This window comes from Glutamicibacter sp. ZJUTW (assembly GCF_008370855.1).
GTDB classification, from domain to species: Bacteria; Actinomycetota; Actinomycetes; order Actinomycetales; family Micrococcaceae; genus Glutamicibacter; species Glutamicibacter nicotianae.
Window position 1 is genome coordinate 192,734 of record NZ_CP043624.1, and the last position, 20,766, is coordinate 213,499.

Consider the following 20,766-nt stretch of genomic DNA (forward strand, 5'->3'; position numbering starts at 1 on the left):
TTCAGCAATATGAAGGTCACGATTCGGATAAGACTCCAAATAGCACATTAGGCCAATCAAGACACCGACGTGCCTCACCTAATATGCCCGCGAAACAGTTCCGGTGACTCACATAAATATGCCCGCGAAACGGAATCATCTATTTCATGGGAAGTGGGCTATCAATGCGAGCCAAACACGAGATAACCAGGAAGTTCGCGCGGCAATACTCGGCCGCAGAAAAAGGCACCAAGAGCAAACTACTCGACGAGGTGTGCGCGATCACGGGCTGGTCCAGAGATAACGCACGCAGACAGTTGAAGCTCGCATTGCAGCCGCGCCGGGTCAACGCGAAGAAACGCAAGCCACGCGCGCTGAAGTACACCGATACGGCGATCGCGGTGTTGCATCGGGTGTGGGCGTTCGCGGGTGGAATCAGCGGGAAGTACCTCGCCGCCACGATGGAACTGCAGCTGATGCTCCTCGAAACACACGGGGAGTTAGTCCCCGGCAAGGGCGGCTACTCCGACGGAGTGCGTGACGAGTTGCTGGCGATGAGCCCCGCCACGATCGACCGCTATCTCGCACCCGCCCGCGCGAAGGACCCGCTGCGCGGCATCACCACGACCACACCAGGACCTTTGCTACGCAACTCGATCACCGTCCGGAAAGCTGGGGACGAGATCGAAGCCGTGCCCGGGTTTTTCGAGGGCGACACCGTCGCTCACTGCGGGCCTGTGCTCAAGGGCGAGTTCGCGAGGACCCTGGACATGACAGACATGCACACCGGGTGGACCTACACCCGGTCGATCAGAAACAACGCGCACCTACACCTGCGTGACGCGCTCGACCGGTTTATCGCCGACACCCCGTTCGAGGTCACCGGGGTGGACTTTGATAACGGGAGCGAATTCATCAACTACGACGTCATCGGGTGGGCCGCCGAACTCGACATCTACTTCACCAGATCACGCCCCTACAAGAAGAATGATCAGGCCACGGTCGAGTCCAAGAACAACCAGATCGTACGCAGGTATGGCTTCTACTGGCGGTACGACACTCCCGCACAGTTGCGGCTTCTGGGCGAGCTCTGGCCGCTGGTAAACGACCGGCATAACTTCCTCACCCCGACGAAGAAACCCATCGGCTGGGACACCGACGGCAAAGGCCGACGCAGACGTGTCTATGACACGCTTGCGACCCCGTTCGACCGGCTCTTACGTTCCGGTGTCCTCACCAGCGAGAGAACTGCAGAGCTCACCGCGTACCGGGACAGTTTGAATCCCGCGCATATCGCCCGTGAGATCGACCGGATCCAGCAGCGCCTCACCTGGCTCGCCGCCGACAAGACCCGCAAACTCGAAGCCGCCGAACTTGCGAAGCAGCCCGACCCGACCGCCGGGGTCAAACCCGCCCGAACAAGGAAGAAACAAGCCAGCTAAACTCAGGGATTACGCGGGCATTCCTTCGTGAGTCACCGGGGCTGTTTCGCGGGCATATTTAAATGAGTCCCCTCGGACACGCTTGGCAACACTGTTCACATCAGTCACATGAATCCCATCCGTGCAATTCTCGGGCCTATTCGGCGGTGATCTGCACAGATAATGGTTTTTCGGTCCTGTGTGACTTACCGAGAGCAATTGGGAAATAACTAATAGATGCGTCTCGCTTCGTTACCAAAGGCTTACTTGCCATGAAGTTTGGGTAACGTGAGGGGTGGATCGGAGCGGCTCAAAGCGTTGCCTTTAAGTTGCCTTTAAAAGGGATCGTCCCTCGAAGTGCATGAAGTTCCTTTGCTGCCCTCCGCGCTTGGCCGTGGCGGCAAGGGAAAGTGGCCATGCCAAGTTCTTCCGGCGGCAATTTCTCGTCTCGCCGAGCTGGGCCGGCGCGAGTGCGGCAGGTGCCGGCCTATTAAGCACCACTTTGGTTATAGACATCGCAATTGAGCCGCGTCGTCTTCCGGGTGGAGGATGTGCCCCAGCGGCTAGTTTCGATCGCTGGCCTGTGGCCCTGGTCTCCCTCAGCTGGAAATAGGCCGCCGGAATCTAATTGTTTTGTGAGGCAGATCTCAAAAGAAGATTTTGCGATTTCGGCGCTACGACCACCCTAATTCGTGCAATTTCGCATCGTCGATTCCGAAGTGGTGGGCCACTTCGTGCATCACCGTAATCCCGATTTCCCGCACCACTTCTTCACGTGTTTCGCAGGCTTGAAGCGTCGGATTCTTGAAGATCGTAATGCGATCCGGGAGTGCTCCGGCGCCCCAATCCAGGTCCCGTTCCGTGAGTGCGACACCCTCGTATAACCCCAGAATCTCAGGGTTTTCCGGCTCTCCAGGGAGAGGCTCGTACTCGTCTTCGATGAAGAAGATGACGTTATCCATCATTGCGAAGGCGGCCTCTGGAATCGCGTCGATAGCCTGTTCGACCAGGGCCTGGAATTCGTCGTCATCCATCTCGAAAAGCATGGTTCCAGACTATGCCTGTGCACCCGATTTGGCATGGGCAAAACCCGTCCAGGAGCCGATTTTGCAAAAGCAAAAAACACTGCGTATAGTTATTGGAGTCCGCTACGGAGAAGCAAGAAACCGAAGCGAACAACTTAGGCCCCCATCGTCTAGCGGCCTAGGACACTGCCCTTTCACGGCAGCGGCACGGGTTCGAATCCCGTTGGGGGTACAAGCAACCACTTAGTGGTTGCCAGATGGAGAAATCCATTGGCTTGCGAAAGCAAGGCCCTGTAGCGCAGTTGGTTAGCGCGCCGCCCTGTCACGGCGGAGGTCGCGGGTTCAAGTCCCGTCAGGGTCGCTCAATTTACTATTCCAATAGTAAATTTGGTGTCCACTTAGTGGTACCAGGCTCTGTAGCTCAGTTGGTAGAGCGTTCGACTGAAAATCGAAAGGTCACCGGATCGACGCCGGTCGGAGCCACGCAGGCCCTCGGTTCATCCCGGGGGTTTTACTGTGTGACTTGAATTTATTCAAAGCACCAGGCCCTGTAGCGCAGTTGGTTAGCGCGCCGCCCTGTCACGGCGGAGGTCGCGGGTTCAAGTCCCGTCAGGGTCGCATACTAAACAGAAGCTCCGGATTCCGGAGCTTTTGCTGTATCCGGGGACAGATAGCTAGTTTGCGCGACCCAGATGCCGCGGGCCGATCCAACGACTGCTCAGCCGGCGGTATGCCGCAGCGGCACTCGTCAGGTCCTCGTCTTCCAATGCCTGAATACCGTGCATCAGATCATTCACGGATTCATCTGGCCACACAATTTCTGCCAGCAGTCCATAATCCAGTTCAATCACCGAGCGGCTGTCGAAAGTTTCCAGCCAGCCGCCCAGGCTGCCCAGCTCCTCGAAAAGCTGCGACTGCGGCGCATGGGTCGCCAGCGTCTGCACTGCCCAAGACAGGCGATTAATGGCCTGCTCGAAGGAGGCGTACATGCGAACGGATTTCAACTGCTCGCCGCTATGCACCAGCTCGTGCTCGTCATCTTCGCGGAAGAGGGCGAACCAGCCAAGCGGGATGCCCCACGACGAGGTCCTCGTGTGCAGATGGGTCATGTCTTTGGCCAGGCGGTCGGCATCAACGCGTTGGGCATTGGCCTGCCGCGCTGCCGGCGGCACCAGCAGGTCGAACACTTCGGTCCGCATGGCTTCTTCGGCTTGTTCGGCGGCGAGCAGGCTGCGTGCCTGCAGCTGTCCTGGGCAGTACCGGGTGTGCTCGGTGCCTTGGTAGTCCAAGGACTTCACGCTGCGGAAGAATTCCGGCTCGTCGTGCGGGAACGGGTCGGAGACGTTGCGCAGGGTGCGGCTCCAGAGTCGCTCGTTCTCGAAGGCGTCCCATTGCTCCCCGGTGCGCCGGGGAGTGCGCAAGATGATGGACTGGGCCCAATCCTCAAAGGCATCCAGCGGCTCATAGACGCGAAGGTGCGCTGTGGCGGCCGTCAGCTCTGCGGCGGGCCCAGTCATCTTTGCCGTCATGACTAGCCGGCCAGCTCCACGATGACCGGGGCGTGGTCGCTGGCGCCCTTGCCCTTGCGTTCCTCGCGGTCAATGCTCGCACCGATTACCCGTGCGGTGAGCGCCGGCGAGGTGAGCGAGAAATCAATGCGCATGCCTTCGCCCTTCGGGAAACGCAACTGCGTGTAGTCCCAATAGGTGTATTGGCCTTCGGTATGCGGGCGCACCACATCGGTGAAGCCCAGTTCCTCGAAGGCAGCGAAGGCGGCACGCTCTGGTGCTGACACGTGGGTCATCTTGTTCTCGATGAAGAAGTCGATGTCCCAGACGTCTTCGTCCTTTGGCGCAATGTTCCAATCGCCCATCAAGGCAATCTGCGCCTGGGGATTCTGCTCCAGCCAGCCGGCGGATTCCTGCTTGAGCACGTCCAGCCAGTTCAACTTGTAGCCCATGTGCTCGTCATCCAGCGCGCGCCCGTTCGGGACGTACAGGCTCCAGATGCGCACCCCGCCGCAGGTTGCCGCGATGGCGCGAGGCTCTTGGATCGGGTTCTTTCCGGCCTTGCCGAATTCCGGCTGTCCAGGGAAGGTGCGTTCAACATCTTCGAGGCCAACGCGGGAAGCGATGGCGACGCCATTCCACTGGTTGACTCCGAAGTGCGCCACCTCGTAGTCGTTGTTCTCGAACAGTTCCCAGGGGAAATTGTCGTCTTTGCACTTAGTTTCCTGGATAGCCAGGACATCTACATCGGTGCGGCGCAGCCAATCCTCAACACGGTCGGCGCGGGCTCGCAGCGAGTTCACATTCCAGGTTGCAATCTTCACTAGTTCAACCTATCAAGTTTGCTGTCCTGTGCCACTTCAATTTAGTTGGAAGTCCGAGTATATTCGACACCAGTAGGTGACCTCAATCACTCAAAGGAGAGTCTGTTGCCTGAGATTCTGACCGAACGCCGGGGGCACCTGGGACTCATAACGCTGAACCGGCCCAAGGCCCTCAACGCGCTCACCACGGACATGTGCCGGGAATTCCTCGACGCCCTGCTTCAGTGGCGCAATGACCCGGAGATCGCCCAAGTAGCGGTCATGGGCGCTGGGGAGCGCGGCCTGTGCGCCGGTGGGGATATCGTGGCGATCTACCGGGACATCCTGGACCGCAGTGGCGCTTCGGCCGACTTCTGGCGCATTGAATACCAGCTCAATGTCCTGATCGACGAGTACCCCAAGCCGTACATTGCGCTCATGGACGGAATTGTCCTTGGCGGCGGCATCGGCATTTCGGCGCACGGCAGCCATCGCATTGTTACTGAAGCCAGCCGGTGCGGCATGCCGGAAGTCGGCATCGGATTCTTCCCAGACGTGGGTGGAACGCATTTGCTGGCGCGTGCGCCGCATGCCGCCGGACGCTTGGCGGCCCTGACCGGAATGAAATTCGGCGCCGCCGACACCATCGCCTTGGGTCTGGCCGACTCCTATGTGCCGCAGGAGAAGATCCCTGACTTGCTCGCCGAGCTGGAAACCCAGCCCGCTGCGGCAGTGCTGGCCGACTATGCGCAGAGCCCGAAGCCCGGATTCCTGCACGAAGAATGGGTGCAGTCCTTTGGCGAGGAAAGCATCCCAGCAGTAGTGCATGCCCTGGAGCGCAACCACTCTCCGCAAGCCCAGGAAGCGCTGAAGGCATTGGCCGCTGCCTGCCCAAGCTCGGTACGCCTAGCCGAAGAACTCATTCGCCTGGCTGGAGCCGATTTGAGAACGGATCTGCAGCGGGAATACCGGGCCGCCGTGCATCGGCTCGACGATCCAGATTTCGCCGAGGGCATTCGCGCCGCAGTGGTCGACAAGGACCGCAATCCGCAATGGACCGAAACTGTCCTCGGCCAAACTCCGGCCCAACGCACGCAAAGGCACCTGGCACCCTTGCCGGGAGCAGAACTGACTTTCGCACTGCTCGCTGAAGATCTAGAGGAAAAGAGCCACTCATGAGCGTCAAACCAGTTATCGGATTCCTCGGCATGGGCCATATGGGACTGCCCATGGCCATTAACCTGGACAAGGCCGGCTACCGGGTCAAGGGCTTCGACGTGGTTCCTGCCGCGGTGCAGGCGGCCGAGGAAGCAGGCATAGCCACCGTGGCGACAGGCGCAGAGGCGGCCACCGATGTCGATATCGTCATCACCATGTTCCCCTCGGGCAAGCACGTGCTCGATGCCTACCGTGAATACCTGCTGGAGAGCGCCAAGCCCAATACGCTCTTCCTGGAGTGCTCCACGATCGATGTAGCACAGGCCCGTGAAGCGGCGCAGCTTGCGGTTGACGCGGGGCATCGCAGCGCCGATGCCCCGGTTTCCGGAGGCGTCGTCGGGGCGGAAGCGGGGACCCTGACCTTCATGCTCGGTGCGCAGTCCGAGGATCTCGAGGAGATCACCGGCGTGCTTGAGCATATGGGCAAGCGCATCGTGCATTGCGGCGGATACGGCGCCGGACAGGCCGCCAAGGTCTGCAACAACATGCTGCTGGGCATCTCGATGATTGGCGCTGCCGAGGCGTTCGTGCTCGGAGAACGGCTGGGCCTGGAGCACCAGGCGCTGTTCGATGTCATTTCCTCGGCCTCGGGACAGTGCTGGTCGGTGACGACCAATTGCCCTGTACCTGGGCCGGTGCCAGCCTCTCCTGCCAATCGGGACTACCAGCCGGGATTCGCCGCCGCATTGATGGCCAAGGACCTGGGCCTGGCAGCCAGTGCGCTGGAGCATACGACGACCGATGCCCAGCTCGGCTCCCTTGCCGCGGTGCTGTACCGCAAATTCAGCGATGAAGGCAATGCGGGGACCGACTTCTCCGGGATCATCAACGCGATCCGCGACGGCTCGCTATAGGAAGTCCCCGGAGGCCTTGCGGAAGCGGGCCAGGATTTCGAAGATTTCGGTTGCGTCGGTGCCCGAAAGATTGCTTCGGGCGAAGAGCTTTTCGTTCAGGTCGTCACGGGCCGCGGGCAGCACCTGCTGGCCTGCGGTCGTGAGCTCCAATAGCCGGGTGCGGCCATCGGTTGGGTGCGGGATGCGCCGCACCAAGCCGGTGGCTTCCAGCCGGTCTACCGAATTGGTCAGGCTGGTTGCGTGAACCTGCAGCAGCTGGCTGGCCTGGCTCATCGGCAGGGAACCGCGCTTCGAGAAGCCGAGCAGGGCGAGCACTTCGAATCGCGCAAACGTCAGTCCGTGAGGCTTGAGGATGGCGTCGGCCCGCTGCAAGTAGATCGATGCGGTGCGCATCACCGCGGTAATCGCGGCCATGGAATCGGCCTCGGCTGACCACCCATGGGAAATCCACTGTTCCCTGGCTTGCGCGATTGGATCGCGTGGCAGCGGAGAAGTCATTTGCATACCCCCAAAAGAAGACTTAGTCCAACAATATACTTGGACTTCCTATGGTTTGGAAGGAATCCCCAGATGGACCTCTTGAATATGGCCGGACAACTGGAGGAAGCCGAACGGCAGCGGCTGCGTGAAATCAGCCAGGTGGCGCAGCGCGAGGTGCGCCGCCAGTCGATTGGCTACTGGAACCGCGAAGAATTTCCCGCCGAGCTGATCGGCAAGCTGGCCGAATTGGGGCTGGGTGGTTTGCAGCTGGAGGACAGCTCTCATCTGCTGCGCGGGCTGATCCATGCAGAACTCGCCCGGGCCGATATTTCAACCTCATCAGTGGTCGGCATCCATAATGAACTGGTGCTTGGGATGATCCACGAACTGGGGTCGGAGCAGCAGCGGGCGCGGTGGCAGGACAAGCTCGCCGGGTTTGAAGCCTTCGGCGCATTTGCGCTGACCGAACCGGAGCATGGATCGGATATCGCCGGAGGCATAGGCGCCACCGCGCACCGCGGCGGGGACGAATACGTCATCAACGGCGCCAAGCGCTGGATCGGCATGGGTACGCTGAGCGATTTCGCGCTGGTCTGGGCCAAGGACGAGGGGACTGCGCAGATCGGAGCGTACCTCGTTGAATCGGACCGCCCTGGATACAGCGCCACCAAGATTGAAAACAAGATCGGGCTGCGCGGCATGCAGAATGCGGATATCCGGCTGGAGAATGTGCGGATTCCAGTAGCGAACAAGTTGCCCGGGGCCACCAGCTTCGCCGCCGCAAACCAGCTGCTGATGCAATCGCGCGCTTGGGTGGGATGGCAGGCTGCCGGCGCGATTATGGCCACGCTCGACATCTGCAAGGCCTACGCCACGCAGCGCCAGCAGTTCGGCAAGCCGTTGGCCGCCTTCCAGCTGATCCAGCAGCCGCTGGCCGAAATCGCAGGCAATCTGGGCGCCTGCCTCTCCATGATGTGCGAGATTGCCCGCAAGCAAGAGCGTGGAAAACTGCGCATGGAGGATGCTGCCATGGCGAAGTCGACTGCCACCCGCCTGGCAAGGGAGTCGGCCGCGTTGGGCCGGGCGATGCTTGGCGGCAATGGCGTGGTGAGCGATTTCGAAATGGCCAAGGTCTTCTGCGATGTCGAAATTCTCCATACCTATGAAGGCACCTATGAGATCAACTCGCTGATCGTCGGGCGCGCGCTGACCGGAGTGAGCGCCTTCGTGTAGCCGGCTCCAGCGTCCTTCAAGATTTTCCTTTCCAAACCATAACAATTACTTTCCAAAATGGAAAGTACTTGTTATGGTCAAGGGACAAGGAAGATCGAAGTCAAAGGAGCAGGACAATGAAGATTCCATTCAGCACTTGGTACACCGTCATCATCGTTTCGGCAGGCCTAGCCTTCGCGGCAATGGCCATGACCGCCTATGCCACGGGCAACAACTCGCTGCTCTTCATCGGCATGGGCTTCTTCATGGCCCTCTGCATGACCATGACTTCCATCCATGCCCAGCGTCAGCAGAAGGCCCGCAAGGCGGCCATCAAATGAGCTCCGACAATGAAATGACTCCCGAAGAGCAACTCGCCGCCCTGGGGATGGCGCAACAGGGAATGCAGCGGGCTGCCGGATACGGTGCCAAATTGCTGGGCACCTATTGCATCATCCTGGGGGTCCTCATGGGCGGGCTGGCGGCGCTACTGCAGCTCTATCGCCCCGACGAGAATTTCACCGGCTTCATCGTCATCATGGTTTTGTTTGCCATAGCCGTCATAGCTATTTCCTTGGCCTACGGGAAGCTCTACCGCTCGCTGCCGCGCGGGCATTCAAAAATGTACCTCCGGGGATTCACTATCAGCATGGTGCTTTATGCGGTGGCTGTTGCGTTGCTCGGAGCCGGATCCATGGGCTGGGGCGTCATCGCGTTGATCTGGATCATCGTTGCCGCACCGTTGTCGCTGACCGGAATTGCGATGGTGCGCAAGTGAGTTCCCATGCCCGTGAACGGCTCAATGACGATTTCTCCAACCCGGTGCGGCTTTCGCTAATGGGTTCCCTGCAAGCAGTAGACGAAGCTGACTTCAAATCCTTGAAGGAAGCCATCGGCATTTCGGATTCGGTGCTGTCGCGGCATTTGAGCGCACTGGAGGCCGGAGGGTACGTGCAGATCAAGAAGGGGTACGTGGGCAAAAGGCCCCGCACCTGGGCGAAGCTGACTTCGTCCGGGCAAGAGGCCTTTGCGCAACATGTCCAGGCGCTGAAGGAAATTACCGGATTGGGATAACTGCTAGGCGCGCCACCACTTGTCCCAGTAGGTGGCAGGCACGGTGCGCTTATGCCGTGATCCCAGGAAGCGCCGCTCGATGGCTTCGGCAGCGGACGGATCGATCTCTCGGCCCTCGAGGTAATCGTCAATCTGCGGATAGGTCAGGCCGAGCTCGTCTTCATCTGCGCGCAGGGGCTGGCCATCCAGCAGATCCGCGGTCGGCTCCTTGGCCCACAGCAGCTCAGGGGCCTGCAGCTCGCGCAGCAGCGCCTGGTTCTGGCGCTTGTTCAGTCCGGCCAAGGGCAACAGATCCGCTGCACCGTCGCCGAACTTGGTGAAGAAGCCGGTGACCGACTCGGCCGCGTGGTCGGTGCCCAGTACCAGCATCCCGCGGTCGCCGGCCATGGCATACTGCATCAGCATTCGGGAGCGGGCCTTGAGGTTGCCGCGGTTGAAATCGCTCAGCGCCGGGTGCCCTGCATCAGCCAAGGCCTCGTCGAAGGCGGCGACCGGCTTCTGGATGTTCACCTCGAACTGCTCGTCGGCAGCCACGAAATCCATGGCGGCTTGAGCATCGGCAGCATCCTTCTGCACGCCATGCGGCAGGCGCACCGACACGAAGCGGGCCTCGCCGCCAACATCTCGCACCTCTTCAACTGCCAGCTGGGCCAGACGACCAGCCAGCGTCGAATCGATGCCGCCGGAAATACCCAGCACGAATCCCTTCGCACCGGTGGCGGACAGATAGTCCTTGAGGAAGTCGATGCGCCGGCGGATCTCGCCGGCCGGGTCGATTTCCGGGCGCACGCCCAGCTCTTCAATGATCTTTGCTTGCAGTTCACGCATGCTTCTAATCCTAGGCATGAGCCATCGCCGTGCGGTACCGCTGCACCGGCTGGGAACGAAAGTTAATCTGTTCTCAACAAATCCCGGCGGGGCTATGCTGATTCCCGGTCGGGATCCCAGCCCAGATTCCGGGCGATCTTCTCCAGGGTTTCAACCACAGCGTCATATTCGGAACCATCCAGGTCCTGGCCGAACTGGGTGCGGATCTTCTCCACCAGCTCGCTGAGCTTGAGCAGCGAAGTGTGCCCACGCTCGGTGATGGAATATTCGCCGTTCACTGCCGTAACCCAACCTGATTCGATCAGCTCGGCAAGGTGTTCCCGCAATGATTGCGGTTCATCCGGGGAAGCGAAGAATGGGGAAAGCCCGGCGTCCAGCTGCGCCTCGGTGGCAGGCTGCTGCTCCAGCAGGTTGAGCACCTGCCATTGCCTGCGCGTCACACCGTGTTCTTCCAGAGTCGCTGCAAACTGCTCGTCAATCAGCGAATCCACCAATTTCAACCAGTAACCCAAGGGGCGTTTTGCGTTCATGAAATCAGCCTAGCCATGATGCCGACTAGAATCGAGGGTATGAGCGAAACCAGCGCGCGTGAGCGACTAAAAGAACTGATCCAAGAACTAGCCATTGTGCGCGGCAAGGTCACCTTGTCCTCGGGCAAGGAAGCCGATTACTACATCGATCTGCGCCGTGTCACCCTGCATCAGGAAGCATCCGGACTCGTTGGCGAAGTCATGCTTGACCTGCTGGACGAGGCCAAGCTGGAATTCACCAATGTCGGCGGCCTGACCATGGGCGCCGACCCGGTAGGCACCGCCATCATGCACACCGCACGTGCCCGGCAGCGCGCCATCGATGCATTCGTGGTCCGCAAGGCGCAGAAGTCCTATGGCATGGGCCGCCAGGTTGAGGGGCCAAGCGTTGAAGGCCGCGATGTCATCGTGCTCGAAGATACTTCCACCACTGGCGGCTCCGCGCTGACCGCTGTAGAAGGTGTGCGCAAGGCAGGCGGCAACGTCATTGCCGTGGCAGTGATCGTTGACCGGGACACCGGAGCCAAGGAACGCATCGAAGAAGAAGCCGGCGTCCCCTACCTGTTCGCCTACGGCAAGGACGAGCTGGGCCTGTAGCCAGCGCAGGATCGCACGGACAGCACCTCGTTGCGCAGTGGAAAATTTCCGGGGCGTAGCGGGGTGCTTTGCTTTGCCCGTTAGCTGTTGCGCGCACGCGAGGTGGTCTCGCGCGGAACGAGCACCGCTGGCAAGTGGTCCGGGGATTGGACGTTCTCGCCGGAAAGCAGAGCCAGCAGCATGTTCACCGCTTGGGCGCCCATCTCGTGCAACGGCTGGCGCACGGTGCTCAGCGGGGGAGTGGCCTGTGCTGCCTCGGGAATGTCGTCGAACCCGATGATCGAGAGATCGCCGGGAACCTGCAGCCCGCGTTCGCAGACAACTTCCAACGCGGCCAGGGCCGAAAGGTCGTTGGCCGCAAAGATTGCGGTGGGCGGTTCGGGCAGATCGAGCAGGTCATTGGCGGCCTGCACGGCAGCGTCATGCTGGTAATCGCCGTCGCGCGCCAACTGCTGGTCGAATTCCACGCCGGCCTCTTCCAGTGCTTGGCGGTAGCCCTGCTCGCGCAGGTGCGCGGATGCCAGATCCGCTCGTCCGCGGATATGCCCGATGCGGCGATGGCCCAGATCCAGCAGGTGCTTGGTGGCAGTGTAGGCTCCGGCGCGGTTGTCCACATCGATGGCCAGCGGCATCTGCGGCCCCGTATGCGGGTCAATGGCGACGACCGGAACCGAGCTATGCGGGACCTCCACCGTGGGGGTGACGATGATGGCGCCGTCGATCAGGGTTCCTCCCAAACGGGACAGCGAGCGGCGCTCCCAGCCGGCATGCCCGTCCGGGGAAAGATTGCCCGCGTAGGCCATTAGATCGTATTCCGTTCCGCGCAGGGTCGCGGAGATGCCGTTGAGCAGGCCCAGCGAGAAGGGCTCGAATTCCGCAACCAGGATGCCGATGATGTTGGTGCGGGTGCTGCGCAGCGAGGAAGCGACCAGCGAGGTCTCGTAACCCAGCTCGCTGATGACCTGGTGGACCTTGGCGATGGTAGCCGGGGCAACCCCGTAGCGGCCGTTGACGACCTTCGACACGGTTGAGACCGAGACCTGCGCGGCGCGCGCGACATCGTTGATGGTCACGCGTGAGCCGGAGGGCTCGCCGGAGAGCTGCTGCTGGGCGGGGATCTCGGGAATTCCGGTCTGAGGGGTCATCACTCGACTAACAGTAGCGCAAAACGCTCTGGGAAATCGCGGTTTCACGGGGAAATGGCGGGGAATCGCGAACTTTTCGATAACGTTTTCGCGATGGATTTGGAAAACGTTATCGAAAACGATTGACATGACCTGCGTCACGGTGAAATTCTTGGTGGAGCCAATCGCCTGCCGCCCGAGGTCGACAGGTCATCATCACAGCTGAGGAGCACGAGCATGTTATCCAAGACCCGAGGTGCGCAGATCCTGGCGCTGGCCGCCACAACCGCCTTGCTGGCCACTGGCTGCGCCGCCGGCGCAAAAGAGGATGGGAAGTCGGCTGACGGAACGACCACAATCACCTGGTGGCACAACTCCAACAATGGCGACGGCAAGGCCTACTACGAAAAAGTGGCGGCCGACTTCGAAGCCGCCCACGAAGGTGTGAACGTAGAAGTCAACGCAATGCAGCACGAGGACATGCTCACCAAGCTCGATGCGGCTTTCCAGAGCGGCGATGCCCCGGATGTCTACATGGAACGTGGCGGCGGCGAGCTGGCGGCGCACGTGGCCGCGGGACTGACCAAGGACCTGACCGATGCGGCCGCCGAGGAAATCGCCTTCCTCGGCGAGAGCGCCGGCGGCTGGCAGCTCGATGGCAGGACCTACGCCTTGCCGTTCTCCCTGGGCGGCGCGGGGTTCTGGTACAACAAGGCGCTGTTCAAGGAAGCGGGCATCGATTCGGCTCCGCAGACCTTCGACGAACTGATCGAGGCAACCGGGAAGCTGAAGCAGGCCGGCATCGACCCGATTTCCATTGGCGCTGGCGACAAGTGGCCAGCGGCCCACTACTGGTACTACGCGGCAGTGCGCGAGTGCTCCCAGCAGACCCTTGCCGACTCGGTCGCCGATCTCGATTTCAGCGACCAGTGCTTCGTGGCGGCCGGGGAAGATGTGGACAAGCTGATCAAGGCCCAGCCGTTCAACCCGGGCTTCCTCTCCACCCCGGCGCAGTCCGGCCCGACCTCCGCTTCCGGCCTGCTGGCCACAGGAAAGGTAGCCATGGAACTGGCTGGCCACTGGGAGCCAGGGGTCATGCAGGGCCTGACCGAGGACGGCGCGGGCATGGGCGAGGACACCGGCTGGTTCCCATTCCCTGCCATCGAGGGCGGACAAGGCGACCCTGCCGCGCAGCTTGGCGGAGGCGACGCCTGGGCAGTTTCCGAAGGCGCGCCAGATGCGGCCGTCGACTTCGTGAAGTACATGCTCTCCACCGAAGTCCAGCGCGGATTCGCCGAATTGGACATGGGCCTGCCGACCAACCCGGATGCCAAGGACGCGATCGCTGACCCAGCACTGGCCTCGCTGATGGACGTGCGTGACAGTGCTCCGTACTTCCAGCTCTACTTCGACACCGCTTTCGGCGCATCGATTGGCGGCGCAATGAACGATGAAATTGCCCTGCTCTTTGCCGGCAAGTCCAACGCTCAGAAGATCGTCGACGCCAGCCAAGATGCCGCTGACCTGGAGAAGTGATCCCCGCCGTGGCCCAAGAAGTAACCTGCGCCGCCAGCTTATCAACTGGCGGCGGCACCGATCTTGCCGACAAGGAGCGTTCCAAGGCAAACGCGCTGCCGGCTCCAAGAGACTCCAAGCGCGGACGCAAGCCAGCACAGAAGCGCAAGAATCTGGAGATCTTGTTCTTCGTCAGCCCGGCATTGCTGCTGATCGCGGTCTTCATGCTGGTCCCCATCATCCAGGCGGTGCGCTTCTCGGTGTACAACTGGAAGGGCTTCGGCCCGCTGGTGGACTTCGTAGGCTTCAAGAACTACGTCCGGGTACTGGGCAACGAGGTATTCACCGATGCCCTGGTCCATAACCTGGTCATCATCGGCGGCTCCATCGCCCTGCAGCTCCCGATCGGCCTGGGCATCGCACTGCTGCTGAACCGGAAGATGAGGATCCAGTCCCTGCTTCGCACCATCATCTTCGTGCCCTACGTGCTTTCCGAAGTCATTGCCGGGGTGGTCTGGTTCCAGCTCCTGCAGCCGCAGTACGGGGTCATCGACACCATCTTGTCCAAGCTGGGGATCCAAGGGCCGGCCCAGGGCTGGCTGGGTACGCCGGAACTCGCCTTGTGGACCGTGCTCGGCGTACTGACCTGGAAGTACCTTGGGCTGGCGGTGATCCTGTTCCTTGCCGGACTGCAGGGCGTGCCGTCCGAGCTCTACGAAGCGGCGGAAATCGACGGCGCCTCCTGGTGGCAGATCCAGCGGAAGATCACCATCCCGCTGCTGGGGCCCACCCTGCGCACCTGGGGCTTCCTGTCCATGATCGGATCGCTCCAGCTCTTCGACATGGTCTGGATCCTCACCGGCGGTGGCCCGGCCAACGCCACGACCACCATGGCCAGCTTTCTGGTTTCGGAAGGAACCAAGCGCCAGAACTTCGGCATTGCCGCGGCTGCCTCGGTCATCTTGTTCATCGTCGCCCTGGTGCTGGCCATCTCCTACCAGCAGTTCATCCTCAAGCGCGATGCGCAACCGGATGTCGAGCGCCCGAAGCGGAAGCGAGCCAAAGCATGAGCGCCACCTTGACCACCCGCCCGCAGCACACGCCGGCACAGGCCCGCCGCGCCAAAAAGCGCAATGGCCGGCAGGGTGGAAACGTCCTGGTCTACGCCATTGCCTTGGCGGTCGTCGCGATAACCCTGGGCCCAGTCCTCTACGGGGTGCTCGGCGGCTTCCGCACCAATGCCCAGCTGGCTGAGAACCCGGCAGGCCTTCCCGCTCCCTGGGTGCTGGAGAACTACACGGGCGTACTGGTAAACCCGGACTTCTGGCAGTACGCGCTGAACTCCACGATGATTGCGCTGATCACCACCGTTATCGTGGTGGTTTTCGGGATCATGGCCGCCTACCCGTTGGCCCGCTACCAGTTCCGCCTGCGCGAACCGATCTTCATGGTCTTCGTGCTCGGCTTGCTGTTCCCCGCCACCGTGGCAATCGTTCCGCTGTTCATCCTGATCACCCGAGACCTGGGCATGGGAAACACCTGGTGGGGTGTGGCCCTGCCGCAGGCGGCCTTCGCGCTGCCCATGACCGTGGTCATCCTGCGCCCCTTCCTGATGGCGCTACCGCAGGAGCTGGAAGAAGCGGCCCAGCTCGATGGCGCCAGCCGCATGGGCTTCTTCTGGAAGATCCTGCTGCCGCTGTCCGGACCGGGCATGGTCACCGTCGGCGTGCTGGCCTTCGTCGGGTCATGGAACGCGTACCTGCTTCCGCTGCTGCTGCTGCGGGGGGAGATGCGCACCTTGCCGCTGGGCGTCGCAGACTACTCCAGCGAGCACTCGGCGGATACCGCCGGTGTCTTCGCTTTCACCGCGCTGGCCATGATCCCGGCACTGATCTTTTTCCTGGCCATGCAGAAACGCATCGTCAATGGACTGCAGGGCGCGGTCAAGGGCTGATCCAGCGCGCCTCAAGCTATCGAAATCTTTTGAAGACAAGGAAAAACCATGAAAACTGTCGAGCAAGCCTGGCATGACACCGCACTTCCTGCCGAGCAACGCGTCGCCGCGCTGATGGATGAAATGACACTGGAAGAGAAAGCCGCGCAGCTGGGCTCGTTCTGGATCCGCCCTGCGGAAGCAAGCCAGGATGGCGAGGGCAATGTGGCGCCGATGGCCAACACCTTCGGCGCCGGACCCGACTTCGAAGACGCCATCAAGGACGGATTGGGTCATATCACCCGCGCCTTCGGCACCATCCCGTTGGCTCCCGCCGAGGGCCGCGAACGCCTGGTTGAACTGCAAGAGCAGGTCATTGCCGCCAACCGCCTGGGTATTCCGGCCATTGCCCACGAGGAATGCCTGACCGGTTTCACCACCCTGGGGGCCACCTGCTATCCGGCGTCCATCGCCTGGGGCGCAACCTTCAATCCGGAACTCATTGGAGGTATGGCCCGGCGCATCGGTGCCGACATGCGGAAAATGGGCGTGCACCAGGGCCTGTCCCCAGTCCTGGACGTTGCCCGGGACTACCGCTGGGGCCGGGTGGAAGAGACCATGGGCGAAGACCCCCACCTTGTGGGCGAGCTGGCGGTAGCCTATGTGCGCGGCTTGCAGGATTCCGGGGTGCACGCCACCTTGAAGCACTTCGCCGGCTACGCGGCCTCGCAAGCCGGACGCAACCATGCGCCGGTCTCCATGGGCCCGCGCGCCTTGGAGGACATCGTCTTCCCGCCGTTTGAACGCGCAGTTCGCGAAGCCGGAGTGAAGTCAGTGATGAACTCCTATGCGGACGTGGATGGCGAAGCGCCAGCGGGCAGCCACCGGCTGCTCACCGAAGTGCTGCGTGGCCGCTGGGGCTTCAAGGGAACCGTCGTGGCCGACTACTGGTCTGTCAGCTTCCTGCACAGCATGCATGAAGTTGCCCCAGACGAGGACGCGGCCGGACGGCTGTCCTTGGAGGCCGGCATGGACGTTGAGCTCCCGGAGACCACCGCCTTCGCCAACCTGGCCCAGGCTGTCCGCGCCGGAGCGCTGGAGCAGGAAGTCCTGGACACCGCCGTACGCCGCGTGCTGGCCCAGAAGCTCGAGATGGGCCTGCTGGACCCAGGCTGGAACCCGCGCAAGGCCTGGCTGGGCGATGACGTGGAACTGGATTCGGCGGATAACCGTGCCCATGCCCGGAAGATGGCCGAGGAATCCATCATCCTGTTGCGCAATGAGCAGATCCTCCCCTTGGAGAACCCGGCACGCTTGGCGGTCATTGGCCCGAGTGCCTCCCAGCCGCGCACCCACCTGGGTTGCTACTCCTTCACCAACCACGTCTACTCGCGCTTTGCCGAGCAGCAGGACTACGGCGTGCCGATGGCCTCGATCCTCGAAGCCTTGCAGCAGGCTCCTGCGCTCGCCGGGTCGCAGATCGAGTATGCACGCGGCGTGGACTTCACCGATCTGGATGATTCGGGCATCGCCCAGGCCGCCGAAGCGGCCCGCAACGCCGAAGTCGCGGTGGTCACCGTCGGCGACCTCGCCGGCCTCTTCGGCCGTGGCACCTCGGGAGAGGGCTGCGACGTTGTCGACCTGCGCCTGCCCGGGCGGCAGGGGGATCTGGTGGAAGCCGTGCTGGCGACCGGCACCCCGACGGTGCTGGTGCTGGTCACCGGGCGCCCGTACTCGCTCGGGCAGTTCGCGGATCGCACCGCGGCCATCATCCAGTGCTTCATGCCGGGTGTGGAAGGCGGGCCGGCGCTGGCCAGTGTGCTGACCGGCGAGGTCAACCCCTCGGGCAAGCTGCCGGTGCAGATCCCCGACCATATCGGCGGGCAACCGGGCACCTACCTGGCCTCCAAGCTGGCCTGGCATGCCGAAGGCGTAACCAACCTCGATCCCCGTCCGCTGTACCCCTTCGGCTACGGCAGCTCCTACACCAGCTTCGAAATCTCCGGGTTGGAGCTGTCGGAGACTGCTATTGCTACCGACGGGAGCCTTCGGATCAGCGCCACCGCAACCAATACCGGGGCGCGCTCCGGAGCTGAAGTTGTGCAGTTGTACCTTGCTGATGCGGTGTCGCAGGTGGTGCGTCCGCGCCGCTGGCTTGCCGGCTTCGCCAAGGTGCAGCTCGAGGCAGGGGAGTCGAAGCGGGTCACCTTCACGCTTCACGCCGACCGCACCTCGTTCACCGGACTGTCCGGAAAGCGCATTGTGGAACCGGGCAAGTTCACCGCGCTGGTGGGATCGAGCAGCGAGGATCTCGCAGCGCAAGCCGACTTCCAGATCACCGGCAAGGTGCGTGAAGTGGCCGAGGGCCGCGTGATGGACACCCCGGTGGACATCGCGTAGCCGCTAGGCGGTGCGACGCCGCAGGGTCAGGGAACCGACCAGCAGCGCTGCGGCGATCCAGGCGACGATGACCAGCATGCTGCCTGCCGTCGCGGAATCCACTGTTCCCGCCGCGACATCTGAGAGGGCGTCGATGGCGTGGGACAGTGGAAGCCAGTCTCCAATGGCTTCCAGCACTCCGGGCAGCTGGTCGCGGGGCAGGATGATGCCGGCCAGCAGGAACTGCGGGATGACCAGTGCAGGCATGAACTGGACTACTTGGAATTCGGTGCGCGCGAAGGCGCTGGCCATCAACCCGAGGCTGATTCCCAGCAGCGCGTCGAGGGCTGCCACGGCAAACAGCAGCCAGAAGCTGCCTTCGATTTCCAGGCCGCAAACCCAGATGGCGAAGCTGACAGCGATCATGGTTTGGAAAATCGCGACCAGGGTAAAGGCCAGTGCATAGCCGAAGATGAACTCGCCCTTGGCCAGCGGCATGCTCAGCAGGCGCTCGAGGGTGCCGCTGCGCCGTTCGCGCAGGGTGGCGATGCTGGTGACCAGGAACATCACCACGAAGGGGAACAACGCGATCATGGCCGGACCGATGCGGCTGAAGGCCGGGGTGTCGGTGAAGATCCAGGCGATCAGGCCGATCAGCAGGCTGGGCACAATGAGCATCAACGCGATGGTCCGCGGGTCGTGGCGCACCTGGGCCAAGACCCGCCCGGTGGTGGCGAGTGTGCGTTTCATGGCTGCTTCCCTTCCGCCGCGGCCTGATGCTTCGGAACAGATGCCTTGCGGCTTGGCGGCTGCGCGGTGCCGCCTGCCGCGATCAGCGCAACGAAAGCATCTTCGGGATTCTGCGCACCGGTTGATTCCATCAACGCTTCCGGGGTCATCTGGCCGAGCAGTTTCCCCTCGCGCAGCAGCAGTACTTCATCGCACCGCATGGCTTCGTCCATGACATGGCTGGAGACAACAAGGCAAAGGCCGGTGGCCGCCAGTCGCGAGAACATCGCCCACAAATCCGCCCGCAGGACAGGGTCCAAGCCCACTGTGGGTTCATCCAGGATGACAATGTCCGGCGAGCCGAGCAATGCGATGGCCAAGGACACGCGATTGCGCTGCCCGCCGGATAGATCCATGGCCAGCCGGTCGGACTGATCCGTGAGGTCCGTGGTTTCCATGACCCGCTCCACTTCGGCTGCCCGCTGCCCGAGGATCTTGGCGAAATAGGCGATGTTCTGCTTGACGCTCAAATCGTCATAGACGCTGGCGGCCTGGGTCATGTAGCCGACCCGATGGCGCAGGGATTTGTGCCCGGCGGGCTGTCCGAGAACGGTGACAGTTCCGCCGCTGATGATCTGGTTGCCCACGATGCTGCGCAGCAGGGTGCTCTTGCCGCTGCCGCTGGGTCCGAGCAAGCCGATGATCCGTCCCGGCGCTAGTTGGAAGCCCACCTGGTCCAGGACCAGGGACCTTCCGCGTCTGACCACGAGGCGCTGCACATCGACACAAGCCTTTTTATTCATCACATAATGAATTAGAGACCCCCGCCAACGGTATGTCAATGGTCCAGCGCAGGCAATTCACCGGTGAGGTAGCGCTGGATAGTGGGAGCTACCAGCTCGATCACCTGCTCGTCATCCATGGAGGCCAAAGGCTCCAAGTCAATGATGTAGCGCGCGACAATGAGCCCGATAATCTGGCTGGCCACCAGGGCCACCCGGGGTTCGGCGCTATCTTCGGGTAAACGCGAACCCAAGCGCGAGAAGATCTCCTTCTGCAGGAAGGGGCGGAGGATCTTCGTCGCGCTGCTGCTGGAAATTAGTCCCCGGATCATGGCCGTTACCGCCGTGCGGAAGGCGGGCTTGCGCCAGGTGGTGAGCAACGCGCGAACCAGCGCCTCGCCCATCTGCTCCAACGGCGCCGTGGCGGCCTGGGCAATGATTTCCCCTGGATTGACGGGGATGTGCATGGTCTGGACGAACAGGTCGTCCTTGTCCTTGAAGTAGTGGTGCACCAGCGCAGGATCCACCCCGGCTCGGCGCGCTACCGAACGGAGGCTGGCTGCCTCGTATCCGGCATGGGAAAATTCCTTGGAGGCGGCCCTGAGGATGGCCGCCTTGGTTGTCCCGGTGGTGCTGCCCTTGGGGCGCCCGCGCTTCCGCGCACCCGGAACCTCGTTCGGTACTTGCTCGCTCACGGTCTCAGCATACGTCCGGAACCGTGCGCCAACGCAGTAAGGCCGGGCAAAAGCCCGGCCTTACATGGGTCAGCTGAAGG

Annotated in this window: 22 protein-coding genes and 4 tRNA genes; 16 read left to right on the forward strand and 10 right to left on the reverse strand. The window is 62.1% G+C overall.

Annotated features, from left to right (window positions below; genetic code table 11):
* Positions 1 to 164 precede the first annotated feature (164 nt).
* Complete coding sequence (locus F0M17_RS00930) at positions 165 to 1,421, forward strand: DDE-type integrase/transposase/recombinase (protein WP_014317774.1); 1,257 nt, start codon at positions 165 to 167, stop codon at positions 1,419 to 1,421.
* Positions 1,422 to 2,074: 653 nt separating this feature from the next.
* Here the strand turns inward: F0M17_RS00930 and F0M17_RS00935 are convergent.
* Entirely contained in the window at positions 2,075 to 2,446 is a 372-nt protein-coding gene (locus F0M17_RS00935) for a metallopeptidase family protein (protein ID WP_121865964.1), read from the reverse strand.
* A 138-nt stretch (positions 2,447 to 2,584) separates the two neighbouring features.
* Here F0M17_RS00935 and F0M17_RS00940 point away from each other — a divergent pair.
* The 4 genes from F0M17_RS00940 (at position 2,585) to F0M17_RS00955 (ending at position 3,043) form a co-directional block, all read left to right on the forward strand.
* Positions 2,585 to 2,657, forward strand: a tRNA-Glu gene (locus F0M17_RS00940).
* A 55-nt stretch (positions 2,658 to 2,712) separates the two neighbouring features.
* Positions 2,713 to 2,786 (forward strand) — tRNA-Asp (locus tag F0M17_RS00945).
* Between the two features lie 49 nt (positions 2,787 to 2,835).
* Positions 2,836 to 2,908 (forward strand) — tRNA-Phe (locus F0M17_RS00950).
* A gap of 61 nt (positions 2,909 to 2,969) precedes the next feature.
* A tRNA-Asp gene (locus F0M17_RS00955) sits at positions 2,970 to 3,043 on the forward strand.
* Between the two features lie 56 nt (positions 3,044 to 3,099).
* Here F0M17_RS00955 and F0M17_RS00960 read toward each other — a convergent pair.
* A complete protein-coding gene (locus F0M17_RS00960) occupies positions 3,100 to 3,942 on the reverse strand; it encodes a hypothetical protein (protein WP_149596133.1) in 843 nt (280 codons plus the stop codon).
* A gap of 14 nt (positions 3,943 to 3,956) precedes the next feature.
* A complete protein-coding gene (locus F0M17_RS00965; protein ID WP_121865965.1) occupies positions 3,957 to 4,757 on the reverse strand; it encodes an exodeoxyribonuclease III in 801 nt (266 codons plus the stop codon).
* A 105-nt stretch (positions 4,758 to 4,862) separates the two neighbouring features.
* Here F0M17_RS00965 and F0M17_RS00970 point away from each other — a divergent pair, with 105 nt between their 5' ends.
* Both F0M17_RS00970 and mmsB read left to right on the forward strand, forming a co-directional pair.
* The gene (locus F0M17_RS00970) at positions 4,863 to 5,915 is read left to right on the forward strand and encodes a 3-hydroxyisobutyryl-CoA hydrolase (protein WP_073707291.1); all 1,053 of its coding nucleotides are present in this window, start codon (positions 4,863 to 4,865) and stop codon (positions 5,913 to 5,915) included.
* Positions 5,912 to 6,808: a 3-hydroxyisobutyrate dehydrogenase gene (gene mmsB, locus F0M17_RS00975; protein ID WP_149596134.1), complete on the forward strand. Its 897-nt coding sequence runs from the start codon at positions 5,912 to 5,914 to the stop codon at positions 6,806 to 6,808. Before F0M17_RS00970 ends, mmsB begins: the two co-directional genes overlap by 4 nt.
* Here mmsB and F0M17_RS00980 read toward each other — a convergent pair.
* Positions 6,803 to 7,306, reverse strand: coding sequence for a MarR family winged helix-turn-helix transcriptional regulator (locus F0M17_RS00980; protein WP_038992010.1), 504 nt, complete (start codon positions 7,304 to 7,306; stop codon positions 6,803 to 6,805). The two genes, mmsB and F0M17_RS00980, sit on opposite strands and share 6 nt — an antisense overlap.
* Before the next feature lie 72 nt (positions 7,307 to 7,378).
* Here F0M17_RS00980 and F0M17_RS00985 point away from each other — a divergent pair, with 72 nt between their 5' ends.
* From F0M17_RS00985 to F0M17_RS01000, 4 genes are all read left to right on the forward strand, one after another.
* Positions 7,379 to 8,521 carry an acyl-CoA dehydrogenase family protein gene (locus F0M17_RS00985; RefSeq protein ID WP_210416679.1) on the forward strand — a complete coding sequence of 381 codons (1,143 nt, stop codon included), beginning with the start codon at positions 7,379 to 7,381 and terminating at the stop codon, positions 8,519 to 8,521.
* A 116-nt stretch (positions 8,522 to 8,637) separates the two neighbouring features.
* Positions 8,638 to 8,841 carry a hypothetical protein gene (locus F0M17_RS00990; RefSeq protein ID WP_073707294.1) on the forward strand — a complete coding sequence of 68 codons (204 nt, stop codon included), beginning with the start codon at positions 8,638 to 8,640 and terminating at the stop codon, positions 8,839 to 8,841.
* Positions 8,838 to 9,278 (forward strand): hypothetical protein, encoded by a 441-nt coding sequence (locus F0M17_RS00995; protein WP_073707295.1) that lies wholly within the window; start codon positions 8,838 to 8,840, stop codon positions 9,276 to 9,278. Before F0M17_RS00990 ends, F0M17_RS00995 begins: the two co-directional genes overlap by 4 nt.
* Positions 9,275 to 9,574, forward strand: coding sequence for a transcriptional regulator (locus F0M17_RS01000; RefSeq protein ID WP_038992006.1), 300 nt, complete (start codon positions 9,275 to 9,277; stop codon positions 9,572 to 9,574). The genes F0M17_RS00995 and F0M17_RS01000 overlap by 4 nt, the downstream gene beginning before the upstream one ends.
* 3 nt (positions 9,575 to 9,577) lie before the next feature.
* Here the strand turns inward: F0M17_RS01000 and nadE are convergent, their stop codons facing one another.
* Both nadE and F0M17_RS01010 read right to left on the reverse strand, forming a co-directional pair.
* Positions 9,578 to 10,402, reverse strand: coding sequence for an ammonia-dependent NAD(+) synthetase (gene nadE / locus F0M17_RS01005; protein WP_141357050.1), 825 nt, complete (start codon positions 10,400 to 10,402; stop codon positions 9,578 to 9,580).
* A 92-nt stretch (positions 10,403 to 10,494) separates the two neighbouring features.
* Entirely contained in the window at positions 10,495 to 10,932 is a 438-nt protein-coding gene (locus F0M17_RS01010) for a MarR family winged helix-turn-helix transcriptional regulator (protein ID WP_038992004.1), read from the reverse strand.
* Positions 10,933 to 10,971: 39 nt separating this feature from the next.
* Between F0M17_RS01010 and pyrE the strand changes: the two genes are divergently transcribed.
* Positions 10,972 to 11,529 carry an orotate phosphoribosyltransferase gene (gene pyrE, locus F0M17_RS01015; RefSeq protein ID WP_174520620.1) on the forward strand — a complete coding sequence of 186 codons (558 nt, stop codon included), beginning with the start codon at positions 10,972 to 10,974 and terminating at the stop codon, positions 11,527 to 11,529.
* An 80-nt stretch (positions 11,530 to 11,609) separates the two neighbouring features.
* Here the strand turns inward: pyrE and F0M17_RS01020 are convergent, their stop codons facing one another.
* Entirely contained in the window at positions 11,610 to 12,674 is a 1,065-nt protein-coding gene (locus F0M17_RS01020; RefSeq protein WP_149596136.1) for a LacI family DNA-binding transcriptional regulator, read from the reverse strand.
* Between the two features lie 216 nt (positions 12,675 to 12,890).
* Between F0M17_RS01020 and F0M17_RS01025 the strand changes: the two genes are divergently transcribed.
* The 4 genes from F0M17_RS01025 to F0M17_RS01040 are packed head-to-tail and all read left to right on the forward strand — an operon-like array spanning position 12,891 to position 18,501.
* Positions 12,891 to 14,189 (forward strand): ABC transporter substrate-binding protein, encoded by a 1,299-nt coding sequence (locus tag F0M17_RS01025; RefSeq protein ID WP_149596137.1) that lies wholly within the window; start codon positions 12,891 to 12,893, stop codon positions 14,187 to 14,189.
* A gap of 8 nt (positions 14,190 to 14,197) precedes the next feature.
* Positions 14,198 to 15,238: a carbohydrate ABC transporter permease gene (locus tag F0M17_RS01030; protein WP_083586860.1), complete on the forward strand. Its 1,041-nt coding sequence runs from the start codon at positions 14,198 to 14,200 to the stop codon at positions 15,236 to 15,238.
* The gene (locus F0M17_RS01035; protein ID WP_149596138.1) at positions 15,235 to 16,122 is read left to right on the forward strand and encodes a carbohydrate ABC transporter permease; all 888 of its coding nucleotides are present in this window, start codon (positions 15,235 to 15,237) and stop codon (positions 16,120 to 16,122) included. The genes F0M17_RS01030 and F0M17_RS01035 overlap by 4 nt, the downstream gene beginning before the upstream one ends.
* Before the next feature lie 48 nt (positions 16,123 to 16,170).
* Complete coding sequence (locus tag F0M17_RS01040; RefSeq protein ID WP_149596139.1) at positions 16,171 to 18,501, forward strand: glycoside hydrolase family 3 N-terminal domain-containing protein; 2,331 nt, start codon at positions 16,171 to 16,173, stop codon at positions 18,499 to 18,501.
* A gap of 3 nt (positions 18,502 to 18,504) precedes the next feature.
* Here the strand turns inward: F0M17_RS01040 and F0M17_RS01045 are convergent, their stop codons facing one another.
* From F0M17_RS01045 to F0M17_RS01055, 3 genes are read right to left on the reverse strand one after another with little or no spacing between them, the layout of a single operon-like run.
* Entirely contained in the window at positions 18,505 to 19,230 is a 726-nt protein-coding gene (locus F0M17_RS01045) for an ABC transporter permease (RefSeq protein ID WP_149596140.1), read from the reverse strand.
* Positions 19,227 to 20,012: an ABC transporter ATP-binding protein gene (locus tag F0M17_RS01050; protein WP_149596141.1), complete on the reverse strand. Its 786-nt coding sequence runs from the start codon at positions 20,010 to 20,012 to the stop codon at positions 19,227 to 19,229. The genes F0M17_RS01045 and F0M17_RS01050 overlap by 4 nt, the downstream gene beginning before the upstream one ends.
* A 35-nt stretch (positions 20,013 to 20,047) precedes the next feature.
* Complete coding sequence (locus tag F0M17_RS01055) at positions 20,048 to 20,686, reverse strand: TetR family transcriptional regulator (protein ID WP_149596142.1); 639 nt, start codon at positions 20,684 to 20,686, stop codon at positions 20,048 to 20,050.
* Between the last annotated feature and the right edge of the window lie 80 nt (positions 20,687 to 20,766).

Bases quoted from the DNA above. Each gene is read 5' to 3' on its own strand.
- F0M17_RS00930 (WP_014317774.1), top strand. From the start codon at position 165: ATGCGAGCCAAACACGAGATAACCAGGAAGTTCGCGCGGCAATACTCG.
- F0M17_RS00935 (WP_121865964.1), bottom strand. From the start codon at position 2,446: ATGCTTTTCGAGATGGATGACGACGAATTCCAGGCCCTGGTCGAACAG.
- F0M17_RS00960 (WP_149596133.1), bottom strand. From the start codon at position 3,942: ATGACTGGGCCCGCCGCAGAGCTGACGGCCGCCACAGCGCACCTTCGC.
- mmsB (WP_149596134.1), top strand. From the start codon at position 5,912: ATGAGCGTCAAACCAGTTATCGGATTCCTCGGCATGGGCCATATGGGA.
- F0M17_RS00980 (WP_038992010.1), bottom strand. From the start codon at position 7,306: ATGACTTCTCCGCTGCCACGCGATCCAATCGCGCAAGCCAGGGAACAG.
- F0M17_RS00985 (WP_210416679.1), top strand. From the start codon at position 7,379: ATGGACCTCTTGAATATGGCCGGACAACTGGAGGAAGCCGAACGGCAG.
- F0M17_RS00990 (WP_073707294.1), top strand. From the start codon at position 8,638: ATGAAGATTCCATTCAGCACTTGGTACACCGTCATCATCGTTTCGGCA.
- F0M17_RS00995 (WP_073707295.1), top strand. From the start codon at position 8,838: ATGAGCTCCGACAATGAAATGACTCCCGAAGAGCAACTCGCCGCCCTG.
- nadE (WP_141357050.1), bottom strand. From the start codon at position 10,402: ATGCGTGAACTGCAAGCAAAGATCATTGAAGAGCTGGGCGTGCGCCCG.
- F0M17_RS01010 (WP_038992004.1), bottom strand. From the start codon at position 10,932: ATGAACGCAAAACGCCCCTTGGGTTACTGGTTGAAATTGGTGGATTCG.
- pyrE (WP_174520620.1), top strand. From the start codon at position 10,972: ATGAGCGAAACCAGCGCGCGTGAGCGACTAAAAGAACTGATCCAAGAA.
- F0M17_RS01020 (WP_149596136.1), bottom strand. From the start codon at position 12,674: ATGACCCCTCAGACCGGAATTCCCGAGATCCCCGCCCAGCAGCAGCTC.
- F0M17_RS01025 (WP_149596137.1), top strand. From the start codon at position 12,891: ATGTTATCCAAGACCCGAGGTGCGCAGATCCTGGCGCTGGCCGCCACA.
- F0M17_RS01035 (WP_149596138.1), top strand. From the start codon at position 15,235: ATGAGCGCCACCTTGACCACCCGCCCGCAGCACACGCCGGCACAGGCC.
- F0M17_RS01040 (WP_149596139.1), top strand. From the start codon at position 16,171: ATGAAAACTGTCGAGCAAGCCTGGCATGACACCGCACTTCCTGCCGAG.
- F0M17_RS01045 (WP_149596140.1), bottom strand. From the start codon at position 19,230: ATGAAACGCACACTCGCCACCACCGGGCGGGTCTTGGCCCAGGTGCGC.
- F0M17_RS01050 (WP_149596141.1), bottom strand. From the start codon at position 20,012: ATGAATAAAAAGGCTTGTGTCGATGTGCAGCGCCTCGTGGTCAGACGC.